This is a genomic window from Bradyrhizobium dasycarpum, from assembly GCF_042019905.1.
GTDB classification, from domain to species: Bacteria; Pseudomonadota; Alphaproteobacteria; order Rhizobiales; family Xanthobacteraceae; genus Bradyrhizobium; species Bradyrhizobium japonicum_B.
Genome location: NZ_CP169574.1, coordinates 523,460 through 543,298, shown reverse-complemented (window position 1 = coordinate 543,298; position 19,839 = coordinate 523,460). Strand labels below are relative to the sequence as shown.

Annotated in this window: 24 protein-coding genes, 2 tRNA genes and 1 pseudogene; 12 read left to right on the top strand and 15 right to left on the bottom strand. The window is 58.1% G+C overall.

Annotation, left to right across the window (positions count from 1 at the left end):
* Nucleotides 1-5: 5 nt before the first annotated feature.
* The 3 genes from ACETMP_RS02680 to ACETMP_RS02670 all read left to right on the top strand — a co-directional run bounded on the left by ACETMP_RS02680 (nucleotide 6) and on the right by ACETMP_RS02670 (nucleotide 1,275).
* A complete protein-coding gene (locus ACETMP_RS02680; protein ID WP_375159811.1) occupies nucleotides 6-482 on the top strand; it encodes a YbhB/YbcL family Raf kinase inhibitor-like protein in 477 nt (158 codons plus the stop codon).
* A complete protein-coding gene (locus ACETMP_RS02675) occupies nucleotides 479-676 on the top strand; it encodes a universal stress protein (protein WP_375159810.1) in 198 nt (65 codons plus the stop codon). The genes ACETMP_RS02680 and ACETMP_RS02675 overlap by 4 nt, the downstream gene beginning before the upstream one ends.
* A gap of 62 nt (nucleotides 677-738) precedes the next feature.
* Complete coding sequence (locus ACETMP_RS02670) at nucleotides 739-1,275, top strand: flavin reductase family protein (RefSeq protein WP_375161822.1); 537 nt, start codon at nucleotides 739-741, stop codon at nucleotides 1,273-1,275.
* Between the two features lie 49 nt (nucleotides 1,276-1,324).
* Here ACETMP_RS02670 and ACETMP_RS02665 read toward each other — a convergent pair whose 3' ends face one another.
* Both ACETMP_RS02665 and ACETMP_RS02660 read right to left on the bottom strand, forming a co-directional pair.
* The gene (locus ACETMP_RS02665) at nucleotides 1,325-1,516 is read right to left on the bottom strand and encodes a hypothetical protein (protein WP_375159809.1); all 192 of its coding nucleotides are present in this window, start codon (nucleotides 1,514-1,516) and stop codon (nucleotides 1,325-1,327) included.
* A 343-nt stretch (nucleotides 1,517-1,859) separates the two neighbouring features.
* Nucleotides 1,860-1,945: transfer RNA gene (locus ACETMP_RS02660), tRNA-Tyr, on the bottom strand.
* A gap of 206 nt (nucleotides 1,946-2,151) precedes the next feature.
* Between ACETMP_RS02660 and rlmB the strand changes: the two are divergent.
* Nucleotides 2,152-2,983: pseudogene (gene rlmB / locus ACETMP_RS02655) on the top strand (23S rRNA (guanosine(2251)-2'-O)-methyltransferase RlmB).
* A gap of 79 nt (nucleotides 2,984-3,062) precedes the next feature.
* Here the strand turns inward: rlmB and ACETMP_RS02650 are convergent.
* Both ACETMP_RS02650 and ACETMP_RS02645 read right to left on the bottom strand, forming a co-directional pair.
* Complete coding sequence (locus tag ACETMP_RS02650; RefSeq protein ID WP_375159808.1) at nucleotides 3,063-3,542, bottom strand: hypothetical protein; 480 nt, start codon at nucleotides 3,540-3,542, stop codon at nucleotides 3,063-3,065.
* Between the two features lie 44 nt (nucleotides 3,543-3,586).
* On the bottom strand, nucleotides 3,587-4,072 hold the full coding sequence (locus ACETMP_RS02645; RefSeq protein WP_375159807.1) for a hypothetical protein: 486 nt from the start codon (nucleotides 4,070-4,072) through the stop codon (nucleotides 3,587-3,589).
* Between the two features lie 285 nt (nucleotides 4,073-4,357).
* On the opposite strand from ACETMP_RS02645, the gene ACETMP_RS02640 reads away from it, so the two are divergent.
* The 3 genes from ACETMP_RS02640 to ACETMP_RS02630 all read left to right on the top strand — a co-directional run bounded on the left by ACETMP_RS02640 (nucleotide 4,358) and on the right by ACETMP_RS02630 (nucleotide 5,722).
* Nucleotides 4,358-4,831, top strand: a complete 474-nt coding sequence (locus ACETMP_RS02640) for a hypothetical protein (RefSeq protein ID WP_375159806.1) — start codon at nucleotides 4,358-4,360, stop codon at nucleotides 4,829-4,831.
* Nucleotides 4,832-4,998: 167 nt separating this feature from the next.
* Nucleotides 4,999-5,073 (top strand) — tRNA-Thr (locus ACETMP_RS02635).
* Between the two features lie 388 nt (nucleotides 5,074-5,461).
* Nucleotides 5,462-5,722, top strand: a complete 261-nt coding sequence (locus ACETMP_RS02630) for a hypothetical protein (RefSeq protein WP_375159805.1) — start codon at nucleotides 5,462-5,464, stop codon at nucleotides 5,720-5,722.
* Between the two features lie 96 nt (nucleotides 5,723-5,818).
* Here the strand turns inward: ACETMP_RS02630 and ACETMP_RS02625 are convergent, their stop codons facing one another.
* The 3 genes from ACETMP_RS02625 to ACETMP_RS02615 all read right to left on the bottom strand — a co-directional run bounded on the left by ACETMP_RS02625 (nucleotide 5,819) and on the right by ACETMP_RS02615 (nucleotide 8,152).
* A complete protein-coding gene (locus ACETMP_RS02625; protein WP_375159804.1) occupies nucleotides 5,819-6,796 on the bottom strand; it encodes an RES family NAD+ phosphorylase in 978 nt (325 codons plus the stop codon).
* A gap of 74 nt (nucleotides 6,797-6,870) precedes the next feature.
* Nucleotides 6,871-7,410, bottom strand: a complete 540-nt coding sequence (locus ACETMP_RS02620) for a hypothetical protein (protein WP_375159803.1) — start codon at nucleotides 7,408-7,410, stop codon at nucleotides 6,871-6,873.
* 238 nt (nucleotides 7,411-7,648) lie between these two features.
* Entirely contained in the window at nucleotides 7,649-8,152 is a 504-nt protein-coding gene (locus tag ACETMP_RS02615; RefSeq protein WP_375159802.1) for a Panacea domain-containing protein, read from the bottom strand.
* Between the two features lie 338 nt (nucleotides 8,153-8,490).
* Between ACETMP_RS02615 and ACETMP_RS02610 the strand changes: the two genes are divergently transcribed.
* The 3 genes from ACETMP_RS02610 to ACETMP_RS02600 all read left to right on the top strand — a co-directional run bounded on the left by ACETMP_RS02610 (nucleotide 8,491) and on the right by ACETMP_RS02600 (nucleotide 11,647).
* Nucleotides 8,491-9,009 (top strand): helix-turn-helix domain-containing protein, encoded by a 519-nt coding sequence (locus tag ACETMP_RS02610; protein WP_375159801.1) that lies wholly within the window; start codon nucleotides 8,491-8,493, stop codon nucleotides 9,007-9,009.
* Between the two features lie 276 nt (nucleotides 9,010-9,285).
* Nucleotides 9,286-10,428 carry a helix-turn-helix domain-containing protein gene (locus ACETMP_RS02605; RefSeq protein ID WP_375159800.1) on the top strand — a complete coding sequence of 381 codons (1,143 nt, stop codon included), beginning with the start codon at nucleotides 9,286-9,288 and terminating at the stop codon, nucleotides 10,426-10,428.
* A gap of 814 nt (nucleotides 10,429-11,242) precedes the next feature.
* Entirely contained in the window at nucleotides 11,243-11,647 is a 405-nt protein-coding gene (locus tag ACETMP_RS02600; protein WP_375159799.1) for a hypothetical protein, read from the top strand.
* 188 nt (nucleotides 11,648-11,835) lie between these two features.
* On the opposite strand, the gene ACETMP_RS02595 is transcribed toward ACETMP_RS02600, so the two are convergent.
* Both ACETMP_RS02595 and ACETMP_RS02590 read right to left on the bottom strand, forming a co-directional pair.
* Complete coding sequence (locus ACETMP_RS02595) at nucleotides 11,836-12,513, bottom strand: hypothetical protein (protein ID WP_375159798.1); 678 nt, start codon at nucleotides 12,511-12,513, stop codon at nucleotides 11,836-11,838.
* A 15-nt stretch (nucleotides 12,514-12,528) separates the two neighbouring features.
* On the bottom strand, nucleotides 12,529-13,683 hold the full coding sequence (locus ACETMP_RS02590; protein WP_375159797.1) for a hypothetical protein: 1,155 nt from the start codon (nucleotides 13,681-13,683) through the stop codon (nucleotides 12,529-12,531).
* A gap of 48 nt (nucleotides 13,684-13,731) precedes the next feature.
* On the opposite strand from ACETMP_RS02590, the gene ACETMP_RS02585 reads away from it, so the two are divergent.
* Complete coding sequence (locus tag ACETMP_RS02585) at nucleotides 13,732-13,995, top strand: hypothetical protein (RefSeq protein ID WP_375159796.1); 264 nt, start codon at nucleotides 13,732-13,734, stop codon at nucleotides 13,993-13,995.
* Nucleotides 13,996-14,332: 337 nt separating this feature from the next.
* Here the strand turns inward: ACETMP_RS02585 and ACETMP_RS02580 are convergent, their stop codons facing one another.
* From ACETMP_RS02580 to ACETMP_RS02565, 4 genes are all read right to left on the bottom strand, one after another.
* Nucleotides 14,333-14,647 (bottom strand): hypothetical protein, encoded by a 315-nt coding sequence (locus ACETMP_RS02580; protein WP_375159795.1) that lies wholly within the window; start codon nucleotides 14,645-14,647, stop codon nucleotides 14,333-14,335.
* Nucleotides 14,648-15,462: 815 nt separating this feature from the next.
* A complete protein-coding gene (locus ACETMP_RS02575; RefSeq protein ID WP_375159794.1) occupies nucleotides 15,463-16,257 on the bottom strand; it encodes a hypothetical protein in 795 nt (264 codons plus the stop codon).
* Nucleotides 16,250-16,984, bottom strand: coding sequence for a hypothetical protein (locus ACETMP_RS02570; protein WP_375159793.1), 735 nt, complete (start codon nucleotides 16,982-16,984; stop codon nucleotides 16,250-16,252). The genes ACETMP_RS02575 and ACETMP_RS02570 overlap by 8 nt, the downstream gene beginning before the upstream one ends.
* A gap of 295 nt (nucleotides 16,985-17,279) precedes the next feature.
* Complete coding sequence (locus tag ACETMP_RS02565) at nucleotides 17,280-17,516, bottom strand: hypothetical protein (RefSeq protein ID WP_375159792.1); 237 nt, start codon at nucleotides 17,514-17,516, stop codon at nucleotides 17,280-17,282.
* 190 nt (nucleotides 17,517-17,706) lie between these two features.
* Between ACETMP_RS02565 and ACETMP_RS02560 the strand changes: the two genes are divergently transcribed.
* Nucleotides 17,707-17,961, top strand: coding sequence for a hypothetical protein (locus tag ACETMP_RS02560; protein ID WP_375159791.1), 255 nt, complete (start codon nucleotides 17,707-17,709; stop codon nucleotides 17,959-17,961).
* A gap of 26 nt (nucleotides 17,962-17,987) precedes the next feature.
* Here ACETMP_RS02560 and ACETMP_RS02555 read toward each other — a convergent pair whose 3' ends face one another.
* The gene (locus tag ACETMP_RS02555; RefSeq protein ID WP_375159790.1) at nucleotides 17,988-18,356 is read right to left on the bottom strand and encodes a hypothetical protein; all 369 of its coding nucleotides are present in this window, start codon (nucleotides 18,354-18,356) and stop codon (nucleotides 17,988-17,990) included.
* Nucleotides 18,353-19,795: a tyrosine-type recombinase/integrase gene (locus ACETMP_RS02550; protein ID WP_375159789.1), complete on the bottom strand. Its 1,443-nt coding sequence runs from the start codon at nucleotides 19,793-19,795 to the stop codon at nucleotides 18,353-18,355. The genes ACETMP_RS02555 and ACETMP_RS02550 overlap by 4 nt, the downstream gene beginning before the upstream one ends.
* Nucleotides 19,796-19,839 lie beyond the last annotated feature (44 nt).

Below are 19,839 nucleotides of genomic sequence, written 5' to 3'. Positions count from 1 at the left end.
AAACCATGCAGCTCCTGTCGAGCGCCTTTGCCGACCGATCGGCTATTCCGCGGCGCTTCACTTGCGACGGCGAAAACCTGTCCCCGCCCCTGCAATGGTCCGATGCGCCCGAGGAAACCCGCAGTTTCGTCCTGCTCTGCGACGATCCTGACGCCCCCGGGGGCACTTGGCATCATTGGGCGGTCTACGACATTCCGCCTGACCAAAGCGGCCTTGCCGAGAACGCAGCTCAGATAATGAGGCTGAAGCAGGCCACCAACGATTTCCGGAAGATTGGCTATGGGGGACCGTGTCCGCCGCCCGGCGACGGCGTCCACCACTATCGCTTTCGGCTCCTTGCCATCTCGACGGATCGTCTTCGTGTCCAGGCAAATGCATCATGCCGCGACGTCGAACGCGAGGCGCGCAAGTTCGTCCAGTGCCGAAGCCACCCTGGTCGGCACGTATCACAGACAATAATGCCGCGGGGAACTCTCTCATGACGAACATCATGGTGGCGACCGATGGATCGAGCGGCGCGTGCCGTGCAATCGATGCGGCAGCGGAGCTTGCCAAGGCGTTGGCACGCGATCTCTTGATCGTAACGGTTGCCGATCGACTTCTGGGGGAAGAGGTTCGGCGACTTTCGCAAAAGCTGGTCAGCCTGGCTCCTTGCGCAGTGGTTGTCGTCCCCTAAAGCGGCATCCGTCTGCAGAGACGCGCAAGAGCTCTGAGCCTCATCGAAAGGTCGCAATCGGGATGGTCTTTCGTCAACGCGCACTTTCAAGAGTCTACCAGCTGATCGAGCCCGGCCCTGTCGTTCTGCTGACAACGGCAGGTCGCGAGCATCCCAATGTCATGACCATGTCATGGCATATGATGGTGGAGTTTGAACCGCCGCTGATCGCTTGCATCGTCAGCGAAGCCAATTTCAGCTTCGCCGCCCTCCGCTCAACCGGAGAGGCCGTGATTGCGATTCCGTCGCGCAAGCTGGCTGACACGGTCGCCAGGATCGGCAATTGCTCGGGCCGCAACTGCGACAAATTCAAGCGCTTCGGGCTGACTCCTCTCCCGGCGATCCTGGTCGGCGCGCCCTTGATCGAGGAATGCTTCTGCAATCTCGAATGTCGCGTGACGGATACCAGCATGGTCCCGCGCTACAATCTGTTCGTTCTCGAGGTCCTGCGCGCATGGATCGACCCTGCTCAGAAGAGCCCCAAGACGCTTCATCACCGTGGATACGGTTCCTTCACAGTCGACGGCGCGATGATCAAGACGAAGTCGAAGATGAGATAATCGTGCGACGCACGAAACCGATCGCCCGACCCATTCATGCCGCGATGCTTCAGCGATACCAGCAATAGCCGCGCCGGCAGACGCGACGGTGGGGATAGATCCAGTGCGGTCCCCAGCAGGACCGATACCAATGGTATCCGGTCTCGCCCAGCCGGTAGCAGCCAGCCTCCGCGCTCGTGGGTGTCAGCGCACCGACCGCTACGATCGCCGCGACGGCGGCAAACATGGCATATTTTCGCATCTTGTTCTCCTCGAAGAATCCAGAGGCGATGTACTTGGCTCCATCAACCGATCGTGCGCGGTGATTTAAATCAACCGGAGGAACACCTCGCCGGGGCCTCTTCGCACATTGTGTGCGGCGGGCGAGTTCAGAATCGAGCGACTGTTTGATTATAGCTCGGCGTCGGCGCGTGCAGGCGGCAAAGATCGAGCAGCTTCGGGAGAGGCTGAGAATGATCGAAGCAGCGCCCGGCGCTCCATGATCAGTTCTCACGTACAGAAAGTGTGACCCAAGGGCAAAACAAGCCCCTTGGACCCACCTCAGTCCATCTTACCGCAAAGAAATTTCGCAAGTATTTTCAAGATGGTGGGGGAGGCAGGACTCGAACCTGCGAAGCCATGAGGCGGCTGATTTACAGTCAGCTCCCTTTGCCACTCGGGACACTCCCCCGCTCGACGGCAGCACAATCGGGCCGGACCTTGCCGGCGGACCGAAGACGGCCATGGAACGTGAGGCCGCGACAGCCCGGATGGGGGCGCGACCGGGCGCGGTTATGGGCGAAGCGGTGGGGTAAAGTCAACCGAGGCGAACAGCTAAAATCGCCCCCGCGGGCGCTCAAATTGCCATATTCCGGCACCCGTGACACAAGCGAGCCCATGAAGGATCGAAAATTCGCACCAAAGGGTTCCCGCGGCGGGGCTAAGCCCTTCAACAGGCCAGGGAAATCGGCCGGCCGGCCAGCCTGGCGGGAGCGCGATTCGCACCCCGACGGACCGGCCATCCTCTACGGCTGGCACACCGTGACCATGGCGCTGGCCAATCCGTCGCGGCGGATCCGCAAGCTGACGCTGACCGAGAACGCAGCGAAGCGGCTCGCGGACGAAAACATCGCGACCCCAGTCACGCCCGAGATCGTTCGGCCTCAGGAGATCGACCGTCTGCTGTCGCCCGACGCCGTGCACCAGGGCCTGCTCGCCGAAGCCGATCCCCTGCCCTCGCCCGATATCGAGACCTTGAAGCAGGAGGGCATGGTGCTGGTGCTCGACCAGATCACCGATCCCCACAATGTCGGCGCCATCCTGCGCTCGGCCGCCGCGTTCGCGGTCAAGGCGATCGTCACCACCGCGCGCCACAGTCCGGAAGCGACCGGCGTGCTGGCGAAGGCCGCTTCAGGCGCGCCTCGAGCTGGTGCCGATGGTTACCGTGCAAAACCTCGCCCGTGCGCTCACCGGGCTGAACGAACGCGGCTTCCAGACCGTCGGGCTCGACAGCGAAGGCAGCGAGGACCTCTCGGACGTCGCGCTGCGCGAGCCGCTCGCGCTCGTGCTGGGGGCCGAAGGAAAAGGTCTGCGGCAATTGACCCGCGAGACCTGCAGCGTCGTGGCGCGGCTCGACATGCCCGGCGAGATCAAGAGCCTTAACGTGTCGAATGCCGCCGTGCTCGCGCTCTATGTCGGTGCAAGCCGGCTGGGGCTGATGAAGCGCTAGCGGCTTCGCCGCGCATCGAAATGCAAAACGCCCGTCCGCATCACGCGGACGGGCGTTTCGTTCTTGGACCGATCAGAGATCAGTAGTAGCGGCGCAGCACGCGGTGGCCGCCGTAGTACGGCGCCGGCGCGTGGCGGTGGGCGTAGCCGTAGCGCGGAGCGTGGCCGTAGTGCACGCGCGGCAGATAGCCGTAGCGCGGACCGTAGCCGTAACGGTACGGACGGTAGTACGGGCGGTGATGGGGCACGACAGCGGCGCGATAGCCATATCCGTAGTTGGCGGGCGCGACGACTGCGTCTTCACGGTAGGTCGGATACGGCGCGAAGGCGCCCGGGCCGGTGTAGGTCGGGCCCTGGTTGACGTAGTAATATTGCGTGGTCGGCTCGGCGAGACGCTCATAGGCCCCATAGCCGTACCCGTAGCCGCCGCAGCCGGTGTTGCAGCCGGAATAGACCGGCGCGACCGGCTGGCACGGATTGAAGCCGCAGGCCGCGGCCGGCGCGGTGGCGGCGAACATCACGACGGCCGCCGCGACCAGTCCCGAAATCATCTGACGCATTACTCTCTCCTGTTGATTTTCGTCTTGTTGGATTTTGACGTTTCTTAACCCGGCGGCCTGCCGGGGACTTCGACATGCGGCCGTGGTCGCGGCGGCCGCGGACGATTGTTGATCTCGGGCGCGAGGATCACCGGGGGCGGATCGACGGGCACGTCCATCTGCGGCGGCAGCGGCGCCGATTGCGCGCCCCAGCTCTGGTGATAGCTCTCGGCCGGCTTGGGCAATTTGCGGTTGGCGGGCGGCTCGACCTCCAGCCGGCCGTAACCGGGCCGCAGGCCCAGCGTCGGATAATAGTGGCCGACATTGTCGGGCTGCCGTTCGGCGATATAGCGCCCGCCGTAGATCGTGGGCTGCACCTGCTGGTTCTTGCCCAGGCCCCAGACACCCTCGACCACCGCATAGGACGCGTCGATATTATTGATGATGATCGGCACGCCGGGACGGCCGGGAATGACGATATCGAAGCCCTCGCCGGCAAACGCGGTCGCAGGCAATCCGATCAGAAAGGCGGCGAGCGCTAAAGCGCGCATGACGAGACCCCGGTTATGCGGCTGCAACCTAGCCGATCACGACGTAGAGAGGGTTAAGGCGCGCTCACCAACTTCCGGTAAGCCTAATGCGTAAGGATTGCCCGCCGCTCAAATGCTGGGAAGCGGGCTAGCGAAGCGTTAACGGGCACAGGGCGCGGCGGCGCGGAACCGCGCCGCGCGCTCACCTCGGTTTGAGCATTTGGCGTTGGAAAATTCACCGGTTTCAGCGGAACGTCCGGCGCCGTGAGTGTTTAGCTCTCGTCAACAAAATGGGAGCCAACAACCATGACGATCAAACTTCTCGGAGCAACGGCAATTGCGGCGACCATGCTGGCGGGCTCTGCCATGGCGCAGTCTGTGGTCAACGAACCCGGCCGCTGCTCGGCGCAATTCCCCAACGCCAATTGCCAGAACGTCGGCCCCGGCAACCCATCCACCGATCGTGGCTATCGCCATCGCCGCATGTCCCACCGTCAGACCAATGCCGATTGGAATAACGACTGGAACAGGAGCCGCACCGGCTTCTGGCCGACCGACGTCGCCGCCGGCGTAGCTGGCGCCGCGATCGGCACCGCCGGCGCGATCGCGACCGCACCGTTCCGCGGCTGGGACAATTCCTACGCCTACGACAATCGCTGGAATAATTCCTGGGACAATCGCAGCTGGGACACCCGCTCTTATGCCGAGCGTAACGGCTTCGTCTGCACGCCCGGCACCTGGTTCAAGGGACAAGACGGCCGCCGGCACATCTGCCAGTAAGGCGATCTGAATCGATGCGAGAGATCAGGCGGCCCCGAGGGCCGCCTGATTCATGCTGGTGCCACGACCTTTCGGGTTCTGGCACTTTCCGATCAAGTCTGGTATTGCGGCGCGCACGGGCGGACAGCCCCGGCGCCTGCCGGCCCTGCCCGCGTCTCTCAGGCGTCGCCGGCTTAGCTCAGCGGTAGAGCAGCGGTTTTGTAAACCGAAGGTCGGGGGTTCAATCCCCTCAGCCGGCACCAAAAGTCCGGCGATTTCAGTCAGTTATCAAGCGGTAGGATGGAGCTGCTACGGCACGCGGTCCACGGGTAAACCAGCGGGTAAACCGAACAGCTTACAGCCGGCCACCGCGCCCGGCAGGGCCGGGCGCTGCTTAGCCCCCAACGCAGCCCTACAGGACTCCGTACAGGAGCTAACAGTTGCAGCCGCGGCAACCCGCCGCCCCGGCCCGCTAACCAACAGGCGGCATCCGCAAGGCGCCGCCCTACTGATAGGACCGCTACGGCCCTTTTACCGGGCGGCGGGCATTTCACGAGATCGCTCTTTCGTTTTTACCGAAGACGGGTTAGAGGCGAATCTGCTCCGCTGAACAATCCTAGCGGGCATTTCGAGCGAGAGAGCGAGAGAACCATGTCCAAACCGATCAAAGCGGCCGAACAGCCGAAGAGTGAACAACCGAAGTCCGAACAAGCCAAGCGGATCGAAGCCTTGATTGCGATCGCAGACGTCGTGCTCGCATATCAAGACAACGCGAAGCCCACGCTGGGCGAACTCGCCCGGATCACGAATCGGGCGAGCGGCCTCCTCCGTATCAAAGGCGATGAACGGATGGCTATCGAGAACGCCGCCACGTTGGAGATCGCTCGTGGACGATCACTGCTCCTGAGCTAATCCTCGATCGTTCCGTCAGGTATTCTGCGTTTGCTCTGGGCCACGGCCTCGCCGGCTGTGGCCCAACATGTTAAGCGCAGAAGAGCTGGAGAGAACTTAGGCTGCGGTCCTAGTGATGTGGAGGAGGCGAGCAACCGAAGCAAAATCGCCTGGTGGATCAAGCGCAACCATGTTCACGCCTTCGCTGTGCTGTACAGAGCCGTATTTAATTGCTCCAAAACCAGCATGTCGCGCACAGTCGGCGATAAACCTCGTAAAGACGTACTCAGGTCGATCCCACCCGTCGGATTTTCTTGGAGCTGCGCATAGAGCTGAGCGCGCAAGACACTGAATGACCTCGTCGTCGTCGTCATGGAGATCGTCGGAGATCATTAGGTCCAATACCTTGCAGGGCAGGTCGAGTTCGATCTCTGCAATGATTATCGGGTCGGATGCGCGCATCTCACCCTGAACGGTCTGAGCAGAGTCGGCCAGATAGAGCATCGAATGGCCAGCATGATTGTAACGCCCCTCGGTAACCCTGGCGCGGGGCGGCGGACCGAAATCAGAAAGCGTTGGGGAAGCCGGAACATCGCGAGCCACGCGCCCGCGAAACCATGTTGACTTCGCCGAAAGCGCTTCTGCTAAAGCAGCTTTGCGCTTAATGACTTCGAAGACTTTCGCAGCAAACGGATTGCTTAGAAGAAGAAACGGGGAAGTGCGCGCAAGTTCAGCGATGGCATTGAGATTGAATTCTTTCACCTTGAATGGGTGTTCAAAAATGTAAAATACTGCGTCAAGCGCGGCGTAACAATTCGGGCATTTAAGTTCTTTGGCGAAAAGTTCGATCTCTTCAGGATAGAACGCATCCTGGAGCCGGCTCTGGCTTAGGAAATCTCCGATCTCGATGCTCGAAGTGAGGAACCGTTGATCTCGTGCTGCAGTGCCAGGCCAATCGAGACAAAAGTCGTCATAGCAGTGCTCGCAACAAGAAATTCGAGAATCGAAAAAGTGTTCAAGATCCCGATCAAAGTAATCCTCGAAAATATCCTGACGTTCCTCCAGCGTATTGGCTGAAAAATGCTTGCTCCGCACGGCTCTTCCTTAACCTCTGGCATTGCTGACGGTTACGCAGCTAGGCGTCAATCGCAAGAAGCAAGGTAAGAGCCTTACTTTCTCTTGAATAGGTCAATCACGTCGACCGCGTCCGTCGGCAAAGCGACGCCAGCTAGCTCGAGTGCTTTCAGGAACTGGCGGACAGCATCGTCGAATTCATCGAGTGAGACCGCCTTCTCGACGGGCATTTCATAGGGTCTGAGGACACGGCCCTTGCCTCTTTCGGGTTCGCTAACATCAATAATCAGCGGAATTGGATCATTGGGGTCATCAATGCAATGCAATTCATGAACCCCGCGGGCGAGGAAGCGAACATGTTCCGGAAAGAGCCGCTGCTGCTTACGGGCATTGATCAGGACTGCATATCCCTGACCGTCAACCCACCACACACCTTTTATACTCGGCTTGAACCAAAACCCGAGAACCTTCGTGGGTTTTAGTGGGTGCCGGTACCAGCGGCCCTTGCCGCCGAAGTATTGCTTCAGCAGTCGGACAACTTCTTGAAGACTGTTATTTTTCCAGTCCTCCTCATACGGGCTGAACTCGCTCGTAATGAATGCTTCTGAAGCTAAGCCACCAACGATAGGCTCCAAGCGAGGCCATATCATGCTGTAAGACATGAAGCCGCCACCCGCCAACCGGTCCAAAAAGGTTGCTCGCCGTCTGCGCAGCGTCCATGCCGACCACAGACGGGAATGCAAATTTCGGAAAATCTAAAAGCTCAAAATACTTCCCGCGCCCTGCCATCTAGATCCCTCGATATGACATGGTGCCGAACTGCCAGAAATAGGTCGATTCGGCTGATGGGCACAATATACCCGGATGGACCTGCTAATGCCGAACAGTAGATCGATCTTCCCCGGTAAAATGTCGGCGGATAAGTCGATTGGGGATGCGCGGACTTAAAGTGGGATCTGTGAGGTGGGCTCTATAGACGACGTCCCATGGGCCGTTAGGCTCATGGGAGAGCGAAACGAGTTGGCCCGTGCTGAATTGGCTGTAGTTCTTGAACTCCCGGACAACAATCTTCAGGTGCTCTTCGTGAATGTCCTCATAGGGTACCGGAACGTGTTTACCTGAGGCATAGTCAAGGTAATGAGCTGGGGCTTCAATAGGGCTGTCCTTGTAGATCTTAAAAGCGTCGAATACAGGCCGGATCACGGGCCCGAACTGCCAGGCTTCAAAATGATTGCGGATCAGGCCGTCTGGTAATTGCCGTAATGCGCCAGCCTGGATGAAGAACAACAGCTTATTGATGCGCAGGTTCGTGATATCGAACTTAACCGCGTCAAAATTTGCCAGAAGGAAGTTGCAGATCTTGCGGGCTTCATACATCGGGCCATCCGTTAGCAGAGTCGAGCTTCTGCCCCTATAGGGCGCGGACCTTTGTCGCAATACTAGCTTGTCCGCTGCTCGGGCCATCTCTTGGAAAGGCGAGCAGATCTCGCTGGCCGTTGCAGGCATAGAACAAACCGCGAACAACGACTAGGCTTTTCAGGACTAGCGTAGAAGACAGGCCCTACCACAATTAGTCGTACGCCCCCCCTGCGATGCTCGTTGAGCGGTATCAAACAACCAGCTCCGGGCGAGGCAACGAGAAAGTACGCCAGATTTGTCACTTATAAAAGAAGATCGGTGGACAGACGTAGTTTTTTGCGGCTTTGTGGCCTGCAATGAGTGACACCGAAATTTTTCCTGAGCCCAGCAACCGCGGACGTCTTCGCGAAAAGTGGGAGTACGTCATCGATCCCGGCTTTGCGGCGGTCCCCTATGTGCTGCTGCTCCACCAGCACGCCCTTGGGCTGACAAGTGAGCACCTCAACGTCCTTCTCAACATCTTGGCGCATTGGCATGCAAACGGGCGCATAGCGTTTCCCCACAGCCACACGATCGCCAAACGGATGGGCATCAGCCAGCGCTCAGTGCAACGGTCCCTTTCGTGGCTCATAAAGAATGAGTTCATCACGAAGGCTGAGCGAAAGCCGGGAAAGTCTCCAAAGGGCTACGACCCGAAGCCGCTGGTGGAAAAGCTAAAGCCATATGCTTGGGCGCGAATACAGCTGGCGCGCGATAACCAGCACCGTGACATCCTCTCAGACGAGGTGATCGCCGGATTGGTCTACGAGCAGGACCGGAAGTCCGCGCAGGAAATGTTTGCAAGCCTAACGAGAAAAACGGCGGACGAGCTGTGAGATAGCCATGACGGAAGCCCCCACCCCTAGGCGGAGTAAGGAGCCACCAACCCAGTCGGATTTGAGTCAAGTGATGGCTCACGGACCTGCCTTGTGCCAATCCTACGGAAGATACCTAGGTGCTTTCCTGATGCTGGTCGCCATCACTAAGGCACGTCGTGGAACGATCGGCATTTTAGCGTCGATTGGAATCCTTGGCTCCTTCATCTATAGGATGTACCTAAAGTGAACCATACCTGCGCCCATTGATTCATCGGCCTAAGTGATTGGTGCACCATGCTCGCCCTGCCTGCAGATTTCGCAGAGTTAGTTCAGTTCGAGCCAGAAACCGGCAGTGTAATCAGCCGCGAAGGCAAGCGACTGGAGTTTAAACAAGCTTTCAACCCGGGCGACTTTTCGGACTACACCAAGGCGCTCGCCACCTTCTCCAACTCAGCAGGCGGTGTCATTGTCTTCGGCGTGAGCAACAAGCCCCGCTCGATAGTTGGCACGAAAGAAATGGCCGATGAGGCCGACTGGGTGAACCGCTTGAGAGATGAGTTCGACCCGGAGATTCCCTTCGCCATCCGGGAGTACAAGATCGGAGATCTCAAGCTCTATGCAGTCGGCGTTGACGCCTCGCAGCATAAGCCGGTCATCTGCCGAAAGACCCGCACAAAGATGGTCGATAAAAAAGGCGAAAAGAAAGACGTCACCATCCTGCAGGAAGGTGCGATCTATTATCGCTACGCAGGCCAGTCTCGCCCAATCGCTTTCCCTGAGTTGCACAATATGCTGGCTGAGCGCGACACCATGAACACAAGAAAGCTTATGGAAACCCTACAGGTCGTGCAGAGGATCGGCCTGGACAAGGCCGGAGTGATCGACGTTACGAGCCCCAAGCCCAACATCTTGATGTCGCCTGAAACGGCCAAAGGCCTCAACTTCATCAAGAAGGCCGAGTTGGTCGAGCAGAAAGGGGCTCCAGCCTATACGATCGTCGGCCAGGTTGACCTTCAGCACGTCGTGCGCGCACCTCTCGACGAGGCTGATAAGAACTTGCCCACGGAGGCCGCCAAGCTTCTATCGCCGATTATCACGGAGATCTACGGCGTAGGTCGCATCAGCGCGCAACAGCTCACCTTGCTCATGCGCCATATGAAGATCGATGGTGACAATCAGCATTGTGTCTACGAAAAGAAACTGGGGCGTAAGTACATTACTCGAGCGGGCCTGCGTGCTGTTGAGAGTTTTATCAGGACACAGCCGGGCAATGCATTAGAAGTTTTCGGCTCCAAGGCATCAAGGAGCGACTATCTTCTGAAGGTGCTCAACGAGGCGGACGACAAGGCCATCGTCATGCAGCCGGCCAACAGTGATCTGTCTCCCGACACAAACAAAAAGGGTGTGGAAGGATCGAAGCCCGCAGAGGCGTCGTAATCCAATCCGAACATCAGGCATTGCCGCGCCCACCTTGGAAGCTCAGCAATATCGCCGTTCACTCAGATCTTCGTAAATCCCATGCAGGCGCGCGCCCGACCACGAAGTAACCTTTATGCAGAAGGTCTACTCGGAGGCCGTCCTAAACACTCGAAACGACGTATGGGACACCTGGCGAAGTGGCAGGCATTTCAACCTGCGGCTAAAAGGCGACCCACACGTCTTCTAGTTGTCGTCAAGTCCTTGCGCTAGTTATAAAGTGATTTCGCATCACGGGAGGGGTCTTGATATGCTTCAGTTATTTGCGCTCATTTGCGTCCTTCTATTTTGTGATCAGGCACTTGCTGCGGAGCGGCATATTCGACCGAGGACATGTCCCATCGTAGACTTGGAGAGGCAGACGGACTGCCTTATCGCGCAGGCAATTAAGAACAAGAACAATGCCGCACTTGAGCGATACCTCGGAACGGCCTATGCCGACCCCAATCGGAGGACAGACTATTGCTCAGGCTCGACCTATTTAAGTTGTGCAGCAAAATCCGCGAATGTTGCGGCATTTGATATTTTGTTACGCGAAGGCGCTAACCCAAACTTGGACTACGACTGGCATGCCCCACTTATAAGCGACATGGTAATTGGATTTCGCCAGGTGGGGATGGCTGGGTTTCCCGTCGCGATCTGAACTCTCCTAAATGCAGGCTGGAATCCCAACGCTGTACCGCCGCAGCGGAATTACAACACGTACCTCTTTTCCAACACCGCTTACATGTTACAGAGTCATTGTATCTGGGGAGAAGGTCCCGTTCGAGAGGCGGTGCAGGCCATGATTGCGGCTGGCGGCGATCCTCTGATGAAGGGAATCGGCGGATTGACAATACTCGCTACGTCGCTCGGTGCTAAAGACTGCGTGTTTAGAATCTGGGATGCGATCGGACTTAGAAGCCTCACTAAACAACAACTAATGCTGCGCAACGTATACCGAGATGATTTCGGAGCAACAGTAATCGACAACGGCATGACACTGCATGACAGAGCACGCAACCCACCTTACAATCGTATGTGCCTCTTTTTTGCGGAAGGCTCCATGGGCCTCACTTTCAACTCAGCGCGCTACTTGGCTGCCATTGATACAGAGCTAGCAAGCGAGTTCACGAGTAAACTTCCACGGCGAGACTTTATCGAATGCGCCAGAGGTCGCATCGCGGCCAAGTTGCTCTGAGACAAAGATGCAATTCTGCGCCTCGAGCATGCAGCGGCTCCGGTCTTTCGTGCATTGCAGTACTAACCGCAGCACTTCCGGGCCCACCCGGTAGGTATCGAGACCAAGCAAGCGATAGTCTGCTCCTGCTCGAAGCTGACAAACCAAAAAGTGCGTGCGATTTCCGGATTTGAGGTGTCAGGCGGCTTTTACCGATCGAATAGGCCAATATTGACCTTCGCCATCCTCCCGCAACTCACACCTTTCCAGTACAATCCGCTTGGCTGCCGCTGCTCCTCTCGCACCTCTGCGAGAGCCTTGTTGAGCCACTGCTGCATTTCTGATTGCTGGGGATGCAGAGCGGTGCGGGCTCGCTCCCGGACCAAATTCCATTCAGTATCGCTGAGGCCTGAAAGGAACGCAGGGACGGTCAGAACGGCACTCAGTACTCGCCTATCCGGCATCGCTTTCAGAACGAATTCGACCGGAGAGTCCTGGTCGGCGACATAACTGCGAATTTCCTGCTCCAACATGAAATCGACGGCATTTGTAGTAGGCTTCGGCAGCTCGACCATGCGGTCCTCGAGAGAGGTCAGGTTCGCAGCGACGGCTTTCCCGGCCAACTGGAGCGGCTCGAACTCGGCCAACTCGGATAGTGCTTTTTGGCCGATCTTGGTGCGGCGACGTATAATACCTTCCGGCGAAAGGTCGCCATCCTGCTCGGCCTCGGAGCATTGCACATTGACCGAGTAAACGAGACCGCGCAGCGCATCGACGCACTCGCGCAAGCGATCCCATGCGATAGTCTTTGCGTCAGCCGGCCAGCGCAACATCGTCGGAACGATCCTTGCGGCAATTTCAGTATCAGTTACCCGCCTCGTCATCATGGTCTCCTTCTCTGGTTAAAGGGCCTTTGCTGGTTGAATGGACGCGTCCACCTTCACCCACCTGATGCGGGTCGGCGGGGGCTCAATGGGCCTGCAAGTCGCCGGGTCGAGTTCGACCATTGGAGGCAGGCGGCCATTAGGCGGAACGGTGCCGGAGTGCATCGCGAACATTCGGATGCGGGCCTTACTGGCGCCGTATGCGGCCAACAGAGCGCCGGCTGCCGCATTGGCAACGTCGTCGTGTGCCCCGGGCGCATGATCGATGCTGTCACGTCCACCGCGAGCGGTGCGGCGTTCCAAGCCAATGAGCTGTCTCGTAAGCTTGGCGTCGTCCAGAAGCCGAACGCGGCGGCTGTTGAGCAGCGGCAGGGCGTCCCTGTACAAATCCGACTTAGTTCTCGCGCTCAGCTCATAGCTGATCCCGTGCTTTCGGAACTGCTCGCGAGGCCACTCGCCCGCATACCGGTCACCTATGACCCGCGAGATGCCGTAGGACTTCAAAGTCTGAGCAAATTCAGCAACGACGCTTTCCGGACTGAATGGCGGACGAACTTCTCGTAGGCAATCGAGAATTACTGCATCCAGTTCATCATGGGCGATACCCAAGGTGAAGCTGTCCGACGACCCGCCAGACGGGTCGGTAAATGCTCGGTAGTTGAATTTGGTCGATGGAGGACGTTCGAACACTCCGGGGCTGATACAAGCCTGTACAACCTCCAAATTGACGTACGTTTCGACGTCGTTCCTAAACTGAGCACCATATTCTGCAGCGGCAGAAGCCGGGTCAGCCTCGTACGCTTCATCGACGATAGCCTGCGCAATGCTGGGATTCATCGTGCGCGTAGAGGCTTGCCAGACCAAAACCGGCGAATCCTTCCCATAGTGCTTGCGATATGCAGTCCACAGCGCTCCCTTTCGCGCGTACGGACTGCTCGCGACCAGCAATAGCCCATCAGGTATAGAAGCCAGTCCCGGCCGCAAAGCATTCAGGATTTCCACGTCGGGATTAGCGCTTTCGTCGGAGCGCCAGAATGCGGCCTCATCGCAGAGGGCTGCGATCATCGTGTAGCCGCGCGTGCTGCGGAAGCTGGCGGTATGGACTTCGATCGTTACCCGATTCCTGAGATCAATGGCTTCTGCACGCTCGCCCTCGATCAAAGGCCTCAGCATGGGCGTCTCTGATAGAAGCCCCTTGCAGTAACGCAAGATCGTCCTAGCTTGCTTGCGGTCGGCTGCGATCACCATGATCGTCGCTCGTTCGCCGGGGGCGAGATAGTGGGTCCACGTGCGTATCGTCGCGAGAAATACTGCTATCAAGGCAAGGACGAACGATTTGCCGCCACGCCGTCCGATGACGAGGTCCGCCTCGCGGTAGCCATTCGGGTCGGGACCGTCCCGGCCCGTGCATTCCTGAAATACACTGAGTTGGTCCGCATCGAGACGCAGGCCGAACAGAGCCGCAAGGAAGACCCGCCATGCTGACCACGTCCTGACGTCTCGGAAGTGATGTCGGAATAGACGTGGGTCGTCGATTGCATCGAGGATCGAGATGTTGGGTTCAGTTGGCCGACGCCGCTTGAGCTTGGGGAGATTGGGCCTTCGGCTTGTAACGCGGGATCATCCAATCACCTCCCGCAGGGCGGCATCGATTGCCCGAGTGACCAAGGCATCGCTTGCGAAGGCGGCGGACGTGCTGATCGTAAGCGTCCGCTCGACCCTAAGCACGAAGGAGTGCCGAAGGTCCGGTCGGAGTTGGTTGGCGGTGTTGGTGATCGTCTTTTGTTGATCGGGGGAGAGCATCAATCCCGTAGGCTGACGTCTAATCCTCGTCCGACGACGCACCATTCGCCTCCTTTCGCTTCTGCCGCAAGTATTGGTCGAGCGATGGCGTGATGTCCCGCGAGCGCCGCTTGAGTCCGATGCTTTCGAGAATACGGCGCAGGCTGTTCGCTACACGCTGGTAGGTGACAAGCGATTTGTCGGAGGCCTCGCCACCATTCTGAGCCCACTTCTGTTCCATCAGTTCAAGTTGCAGTGTGAGCATCGAGGCACGGCGAACCAGTGATTTCTCCGCTTCGGAGCAGTTGTCCGCACCGCCGAGATCGGAGACCATGAGGGCGAGCAGATCACGCAATCGTCTGGCCCAAGGCGAATTTTTGTCCCGCAATTCGATGTGCAGCCGTGAACCGTTCGTGACACCAGACCTGCGCATGGGTGGCACGGGTATGGGAGCCGAGCTATTCTCGGTTGAAAGCTGATAGCGCCTACGCGGCTTAGATCGGGCCACCTGTAACCTCGTGGTTTACTTTTGCAACCTTAGCGGGAAACAGGGCGTCTGACTAGGACACTTAAACCAAGCAAATTAGGGGGTTTGCTGCGACCCGGCCTAAAAGACCTACGGTTTGAGTAACCGCAGGTGGGGCATGGCAGCCAAGCATTGAGACTGCAAGAGAGCATCACGGAGACTGTTGCTCTCGAATGACGCGATCAGAATTCAATGGGTGATGGGCGTGTTCGTGCGCGTGGTAGCTATCGCGCATGCATCTTGCGAATACGGCATTTTGCACTCACCGCATCAGGGGCTAGGGGTAAGACGACTGTACCCTCCAATTTCTCCCCAGGCTGGAGATAGCTCACGCCTCCTGTCGCCCAGCTATTGTTTCCCGCGGCGAGGCCACCTTTTCGCGTCGTGAAACTCGCAGATAACGGTGACGTACTCAAACGTCGTTTTCTCTCGAGTGAGATTTTCCAACTGGAAAGACATGGTTGCTGGCTTCAGTCGATGAGCAAGGTCGACCGTGACCGATCCTGGTATGAACCGAATTGGGTAGTCTATGAATACCCTCCTGTCTTCAGCCAATACTTGCGCGGGGGATGGGGATTGCGCTCGCGCCACTCCTGAAAGCACCAGCGAAGCTAGGATCAATTGTCTCCTCACACGTCTCTCCTTCATTCCTCTTCCTGTCGCCGCAAGCGAGCTTCATGAGCAGCCTTTTGACGACCATAAAAGCTCTCGGGCCCACTGATGCCAGCGACCAACTCCACTATCTTGTCTCGGCGGGAGCCGCTTGAATTGAACTTGAAGCCATTGCGACACCAACTAGCCCAAGCAGCTGACCAATCCAACCAGCGATCTCCTTTCTTGAGGTGATACGTTCTGAAACTCTGGAACTCCATCTGAGCGCGATTGCTATCCCACTGCGCCGGTGACCTGAAAGCGATCGCCGCCTCGGCGGAACCGAATACCCACTCCTCTGGGAACGGTTTGCTTTGAGTTGATTTGCTCCCCGCTGGCCGCGAATAACGCAGCCGGGTAACACGGTGGGTCTCTCCAGGGTTTCTCTCGGATTCATTAACGGGTTCAGGGGGCGTGTGCGCCCTCCTTTTTCGGTCACGCCCGCCCCCCTTTTCGTTCGTCTGCGCCCCCCTTTCATCGTCCGTAAGGGGGGCGAGCACGCCTCCCATTTTGATCCTGTACCGATTGGAGTCTCCACGGCCACGACCACCACGCCGCTTATCCAGCCAGCCGCCTTCGACCAGCGAGGTGATCGCTCGGCGGACATTTCGTGGGTTAGCGGTCAGGTCGCGTGCCAGCCGGTCGATGCCGGGCCACGCGTCCCCCGTCTTCGAATTGAGATACCGAGTTGCGAGCTTGACGGCGACCGCTAGAGCAAGCCTCTGCATATCGGGATCAGAGGCCACCGCCTCCAGCCAACCCAACTTGCGCTCCGTGAAGCTAGCCACGGCGGCCGCTCCGCCTTTTCTTTTGGCCGAATGCGGCCGCATAGCCCGCGGCACGCTCGGCAGGTATTCGGAAGAGGGTTTCCCAATCCTCCGGTGGAGCGCCACCGTGATCATCGAAGATGCGTTTTACTGTCTTGCGCTCGCGAGCGAGAAAGCGGGCTTCTTCTTCCGCATCAAGCGCGGCCTCCTCCTGAAGCCTGATTTCGAGCCTTTCAATATGCTGGATCAAATCACGATTGATCACCGAGCGGTAGCGCTCCGCAATGGAATTAAGCCGGCGGATTTCCTTCGTTAGTTTGTGAAACGAGAGAAATTCCGAATTATTGAAATGAGCGCGGCAAGCTCGGGCAAGTACGAACACCGTGGGGCGCATCTCTGCTATCCCTTCGCAGATGGAGTCATGCAGCACGTCGCCCTTGATATTGCCGGGAAGGGCCATCGACGTCGTGAGGTAGAGGGCTTCCTTCGCGATTTGATCGTAGCTTGCCGGCTGATCGAGTGCATGCCACCTGGCCCGGAGCTGTTCGATATTCGGCAACATCGTACGCAGCGTCTCTACAGAATTCTCCAAGTCAGCGCCGATGCGGAGTGCTTCCGACAGTCTTTTGAGATCGACAGCAACCTGCGCTGTCTCGGTGAGCACTGGCGGTGGCATCGACTTCACGGAAACCGCTAATGACCGCGAGGATTTTTCTTTGGCCGTATTGGTTGGCGGGTTATGAACCATAACGTTCGACTTTCTCCATATAGGCCTTCGCAGCGCGTCAGCGCCTCGGGCCTTTCTTCCTAATCACAAGGCATCGGTCTGCGGATCAGGATCGCCATCAATCGTTCCCAACAAGCCCGCTCGCACTCTTCCCAGAAATCAGGGCGCGCAAAGTCCGGCATGCCAATCCCCTCCTCTCGCGCGGCTCTTATCTCCATTAGCTTCTGAAACGTGTGTCGCACGACGGGGTCGGCCAATTTGACCTTGCGACGGGAACGCTTGCATCTAGGGATTTTCTTCCGCTCGTATCGCGGCGTCATTTGCCGCGCGCCTTCTTTCCTCGCGTAGCAATCGCCTCCTCAAGCACACGCCGCTTGAACGCATCTAGTTCATCGCGCCGGCGATAGTTCTTCTCGCGGATTTGTATCTTGATCGGGAAGCCAAGCTTCTCGTCTCTATCCCAGCGGTGCAACGTCATTCGCGTGATACCGAATTCCTTGCAGACTACAGGATCAGGAACGAGCGGATCGCTCACGGCCTTATCAGTCTTCACCAGTTGCCTCCTGCGGTTACGGGTCGCGCCGTTACGTGGGGCAACGTTACCGCGATGCTGGCGACAGCAAAGGACGAAGTACCGGTAAAATCCCATAGGTTTTACCGGTGCTTGTCTGTTGCGAACGCGAGTGCGGCCGTGTCGTAGTTCGTCAGCGCTACTGGAAGGCGCGAGCGAGCAGGAGATGAGAATGGCGACAAAGAAGACGTCCGCCGAACAGGTGGCGACCAACAAGGACAGCATAAACGACCTCTTTTGGTTTATGCATGATATGTTTCGCGACGATGTCGATTATCTAGATTTCGATGAGCTCGACACGCTCAAAGCGATGAGCTGTATGTCTGATTTTTGTGAACGGTGGCGATACGTCTTTGCTAGCGCGGTGGATCTTCTAAATGATCCTGCCGGTAGGTGGGACAAAAACGGCAACGGCCCGCGACGCTGATCGACTTGGTACGTCGCCAGCAACGGCTATTCCGTGCTGGCGGCTTTCTTACTAGTAGCGTTCTTTCGCTCTGACTTGCGTCCAAGTTGATCCCATACGTACGTTTCTTTGACCCTGTATTCTTTGGCGAGGGACTTTGCGGCGGTTCTCTTGTCTGTAAGTTTGTTAGCAATCCGTCGCTTAGCTTCTGCAAGCTCGTGCTTCGGCAATCTAGGTGCACGACCAGCAACAGGTCGGTCTGCATTCCAAGCACGGCCGTACAGCCATTCCAGTGCGGCGGTCGGGATTTCGACTACCTTCCTGCCAGAAAGCTTCGCTGGTTCTAGATATTGTTTACCGAGATACTCGAGATATTCCCATTGGTCGCGCTCAGAGCGTGGGATACGAACCATCACTTCGCCTCCGTGCGCAACGGTACGACCTTGTCGCCGCCTTCGATCAGCCCAGCCACATGCTGCGACCAGCGTTCCAGCGCAATCTTGACTTCTGCGGCCAGCGGATCGGTCTGATACGTGCCGACGATGCCACCATAGATGCCGCTGACATGGTTCAGAGCGCGCTCGGTTACTTCCGGCCTGATACCTAGCCGCTGCATGCCTGTGGCAGCGGTACGGCGAAGGTCGTGAAGCCGCCAAGCCGGCATACTCTCACCCTCCCCGAGGCTGAGCTTGATCGCCTTGTCCAGCTTCTTCTTCATTTTTGAGAAGCCCGTTATCGGCGTCGATCCGGTGGTGGAGAACACAAACGAGAAGTTCTGTCCGCGCGGGGCTACCGCTCTCGGCACTGCATCGATGATATTTCGGACAAGTGATGACAGCGGCACATGATGCTCCAGATGATTCTTGGTGCGATCAGGTCCAAGTGTCCAAAGATCGGCCGGCGTGCCAGGAATGAACCCGCCAAGTTCCTGGTCCATCATGCCCGTGACTTCCTTTAACCGCTGGCCAGTCAACAGCAGGACACGCAAGGCGGAGCGGAACGGCTCCGGTATCTCCTCAGTGCCCTGCCAGAACAACTTGATCTCGATGTCAGTGAACGCGCGCTGCCGCTTTTGGGGCGGCCCGTAGCTTGTAACCTCTAAAACCGGATTGATCCTGATCCTACGCTCTCGCTTTGCCCATCCGAAGAATGTGCTGAGCGCGGAAAACATCTTGCGGCCCCGGTTATCGCTGACGCCCTTATTGCGCTTTCCCAGTCCGGGGATACCCAGCTTGCGTGCTTCGGTAATCTGGGTGTGGATATCGTGGTCGTCTATCTTGTCGACCGGCTTGTCGCGCCACTTGTCCGCAAGCCCGCCCTTGATCATCTCGGGCTCCACTTTTGCCGGGTCTATGTTGCCCCTCGGCCAGCGCCACCCAAGGATTACTGCAGTCTCTCGCCACCGGCGCGGTCGCGTTCCCCATTTTCGCACTCGATGTTCGCGAATGAACTCCACGACCAGCTTGCCAAACGTGTTTTCGGCAGCGTCCTGGGCTACGGCGCGCTTGCGCTCCTTCTTCGCCTTCTCTTCAGCAACCACGTCAACGTCGCGAGCGCGGTCCCGGTTGACCTTGGCAGCCAGCTGACGCGCGGCAGGTAACGTGAGCGGTCCGCCAATGACAGGTTCATCATTCGGCTCCGCATCGCTGATGTCCACTACACCGAGCGTCAGCTTGGCGTGCTTACCGTCCGGACGACGGAAGCGCATGATCCAGCTTTTTCTGCCCTCATGTTCTTTGCCATCAGCGCCGGTGAATTTCGGATGGATGAGCAATCGCAATCCAAACTGCCCATCCGAGATTTCGCGGGTCTTGTTGCTGGATTTGTATTTCCGTACGGCGGCGGCGGTCAGCATCAGGCGCTAGCTCCCCAAAGGTAAACCACGAGGCTACGGCCGTA

Coding starts and splice junctions, on each gene's coding strand:
- ACETMP_RS02610 (WP_375159801.1), top strand. CDS start 8,491: ATGAGTGACACCGAAATTTTTCCTGAGCCCAGCAACCGCGGACGTCTT.
- ACETMP_RS02650 (WP_375159808.1), bottom strand. CDS start 3,542: ATGCGTCAGATGATTTCGGGACTGGTCGCGGCGGCCGTCGTGATGTTC.
- ACETMP_RS02605 (WP_375159800.1), top strand. CDS start 9,286: ATGCTCGCCCTGCCTGCAGATTTCGCAGAGTTAGTTCAGTTCGAGCCA.
- ACETMP_RS02630 (WP_375159805.1), top strand. CDS start 5,462: ATGTCCAAACCGATCAAAGCGGCCGAACAGCCGAAGAGTGAACAACCG.
- ACETMP_RS02665 (WP_375159809.1), bottom strand. CDS start 1,516: ATGCGAAAATATGCCATGTTTGCCGCCGTCGCGGCGATCGTAGCGGTC.
- ACETMP_RS02670 (WP_375161822.1), top strand. CDS start 739: ATGGTCTTTCGTCAACGCGCACTTTCAAGAGTCTACCAGCTGATCGAG.
- ACETMP_RS02675 (WP_375159810.1), top strand. CDS start 479: ATGACGAACATCATGGTGGCGACCGATGGATCGAGCGGCGCGTGCCGT.
- ACETMP_RS02590 (WP_375159797.1), bottom strand. CDS start 13,683: ATGCTGAGGCCTTTGATCGAGGGCGAGCGTGCAGAAGCCATTGATCTC.
- ACETMP_RS02645 (WP_375159807.1), bottom strand. CDS start 4,072: ATGCGCGCTTTAGCGCTCGCCGCCTTTCTGATCGGATTGCCTGCGACC.
- ACETMP_RS02680 (WP_375159811.1), top strand. CDS start 6: ATGCAGCTCCTGTCGAGCGCCTTTGCCGACCGATCGGCTATTCCGCGG.
- ACETMP_RS02550 (WP_375159789.1), bottom strand. CDS start 19,795: ATGCTGACCGCCGCCGCCGTACGGAAATACAAATCCAGCAACAAGACC.
- ACETMP_RS02595 (WP_375159798.1), bottom strand. CDS start 12,513: ATGATGACGAGGCGGGTAACTGATACTGAAATTGCCGCAAGGATCGTT.
- ACETMP_RS02640 (WP_375159806.1), top strand. CDS start 4,358: ATGACGATCAAACTTCTCGGAGCAACGGCAATTGCGGCGACCATGCTG.
- ACETMP_RS02615 (WP_375159802.1), bottom strand. CDS start 8,152: ATGTATGAAGCCCGCAAGATCTGCAACTTCCTTCTGGCAAATTTTGAC.
- ACETMP_RS02560 (WP_375159791.1), top strand. CDS start 17,707: ATGGCGACAAAGAAGACGTCCGCCGAACAGGTGGCGACCAACAAGGAC.
- ACETMP_RS02570 (WP_375159793.1), bottom strand. CDS start 16,984: ATGGTTCATAACCCGCCAACCAATACGGCCAAAGAAAAATCCTCGCGG.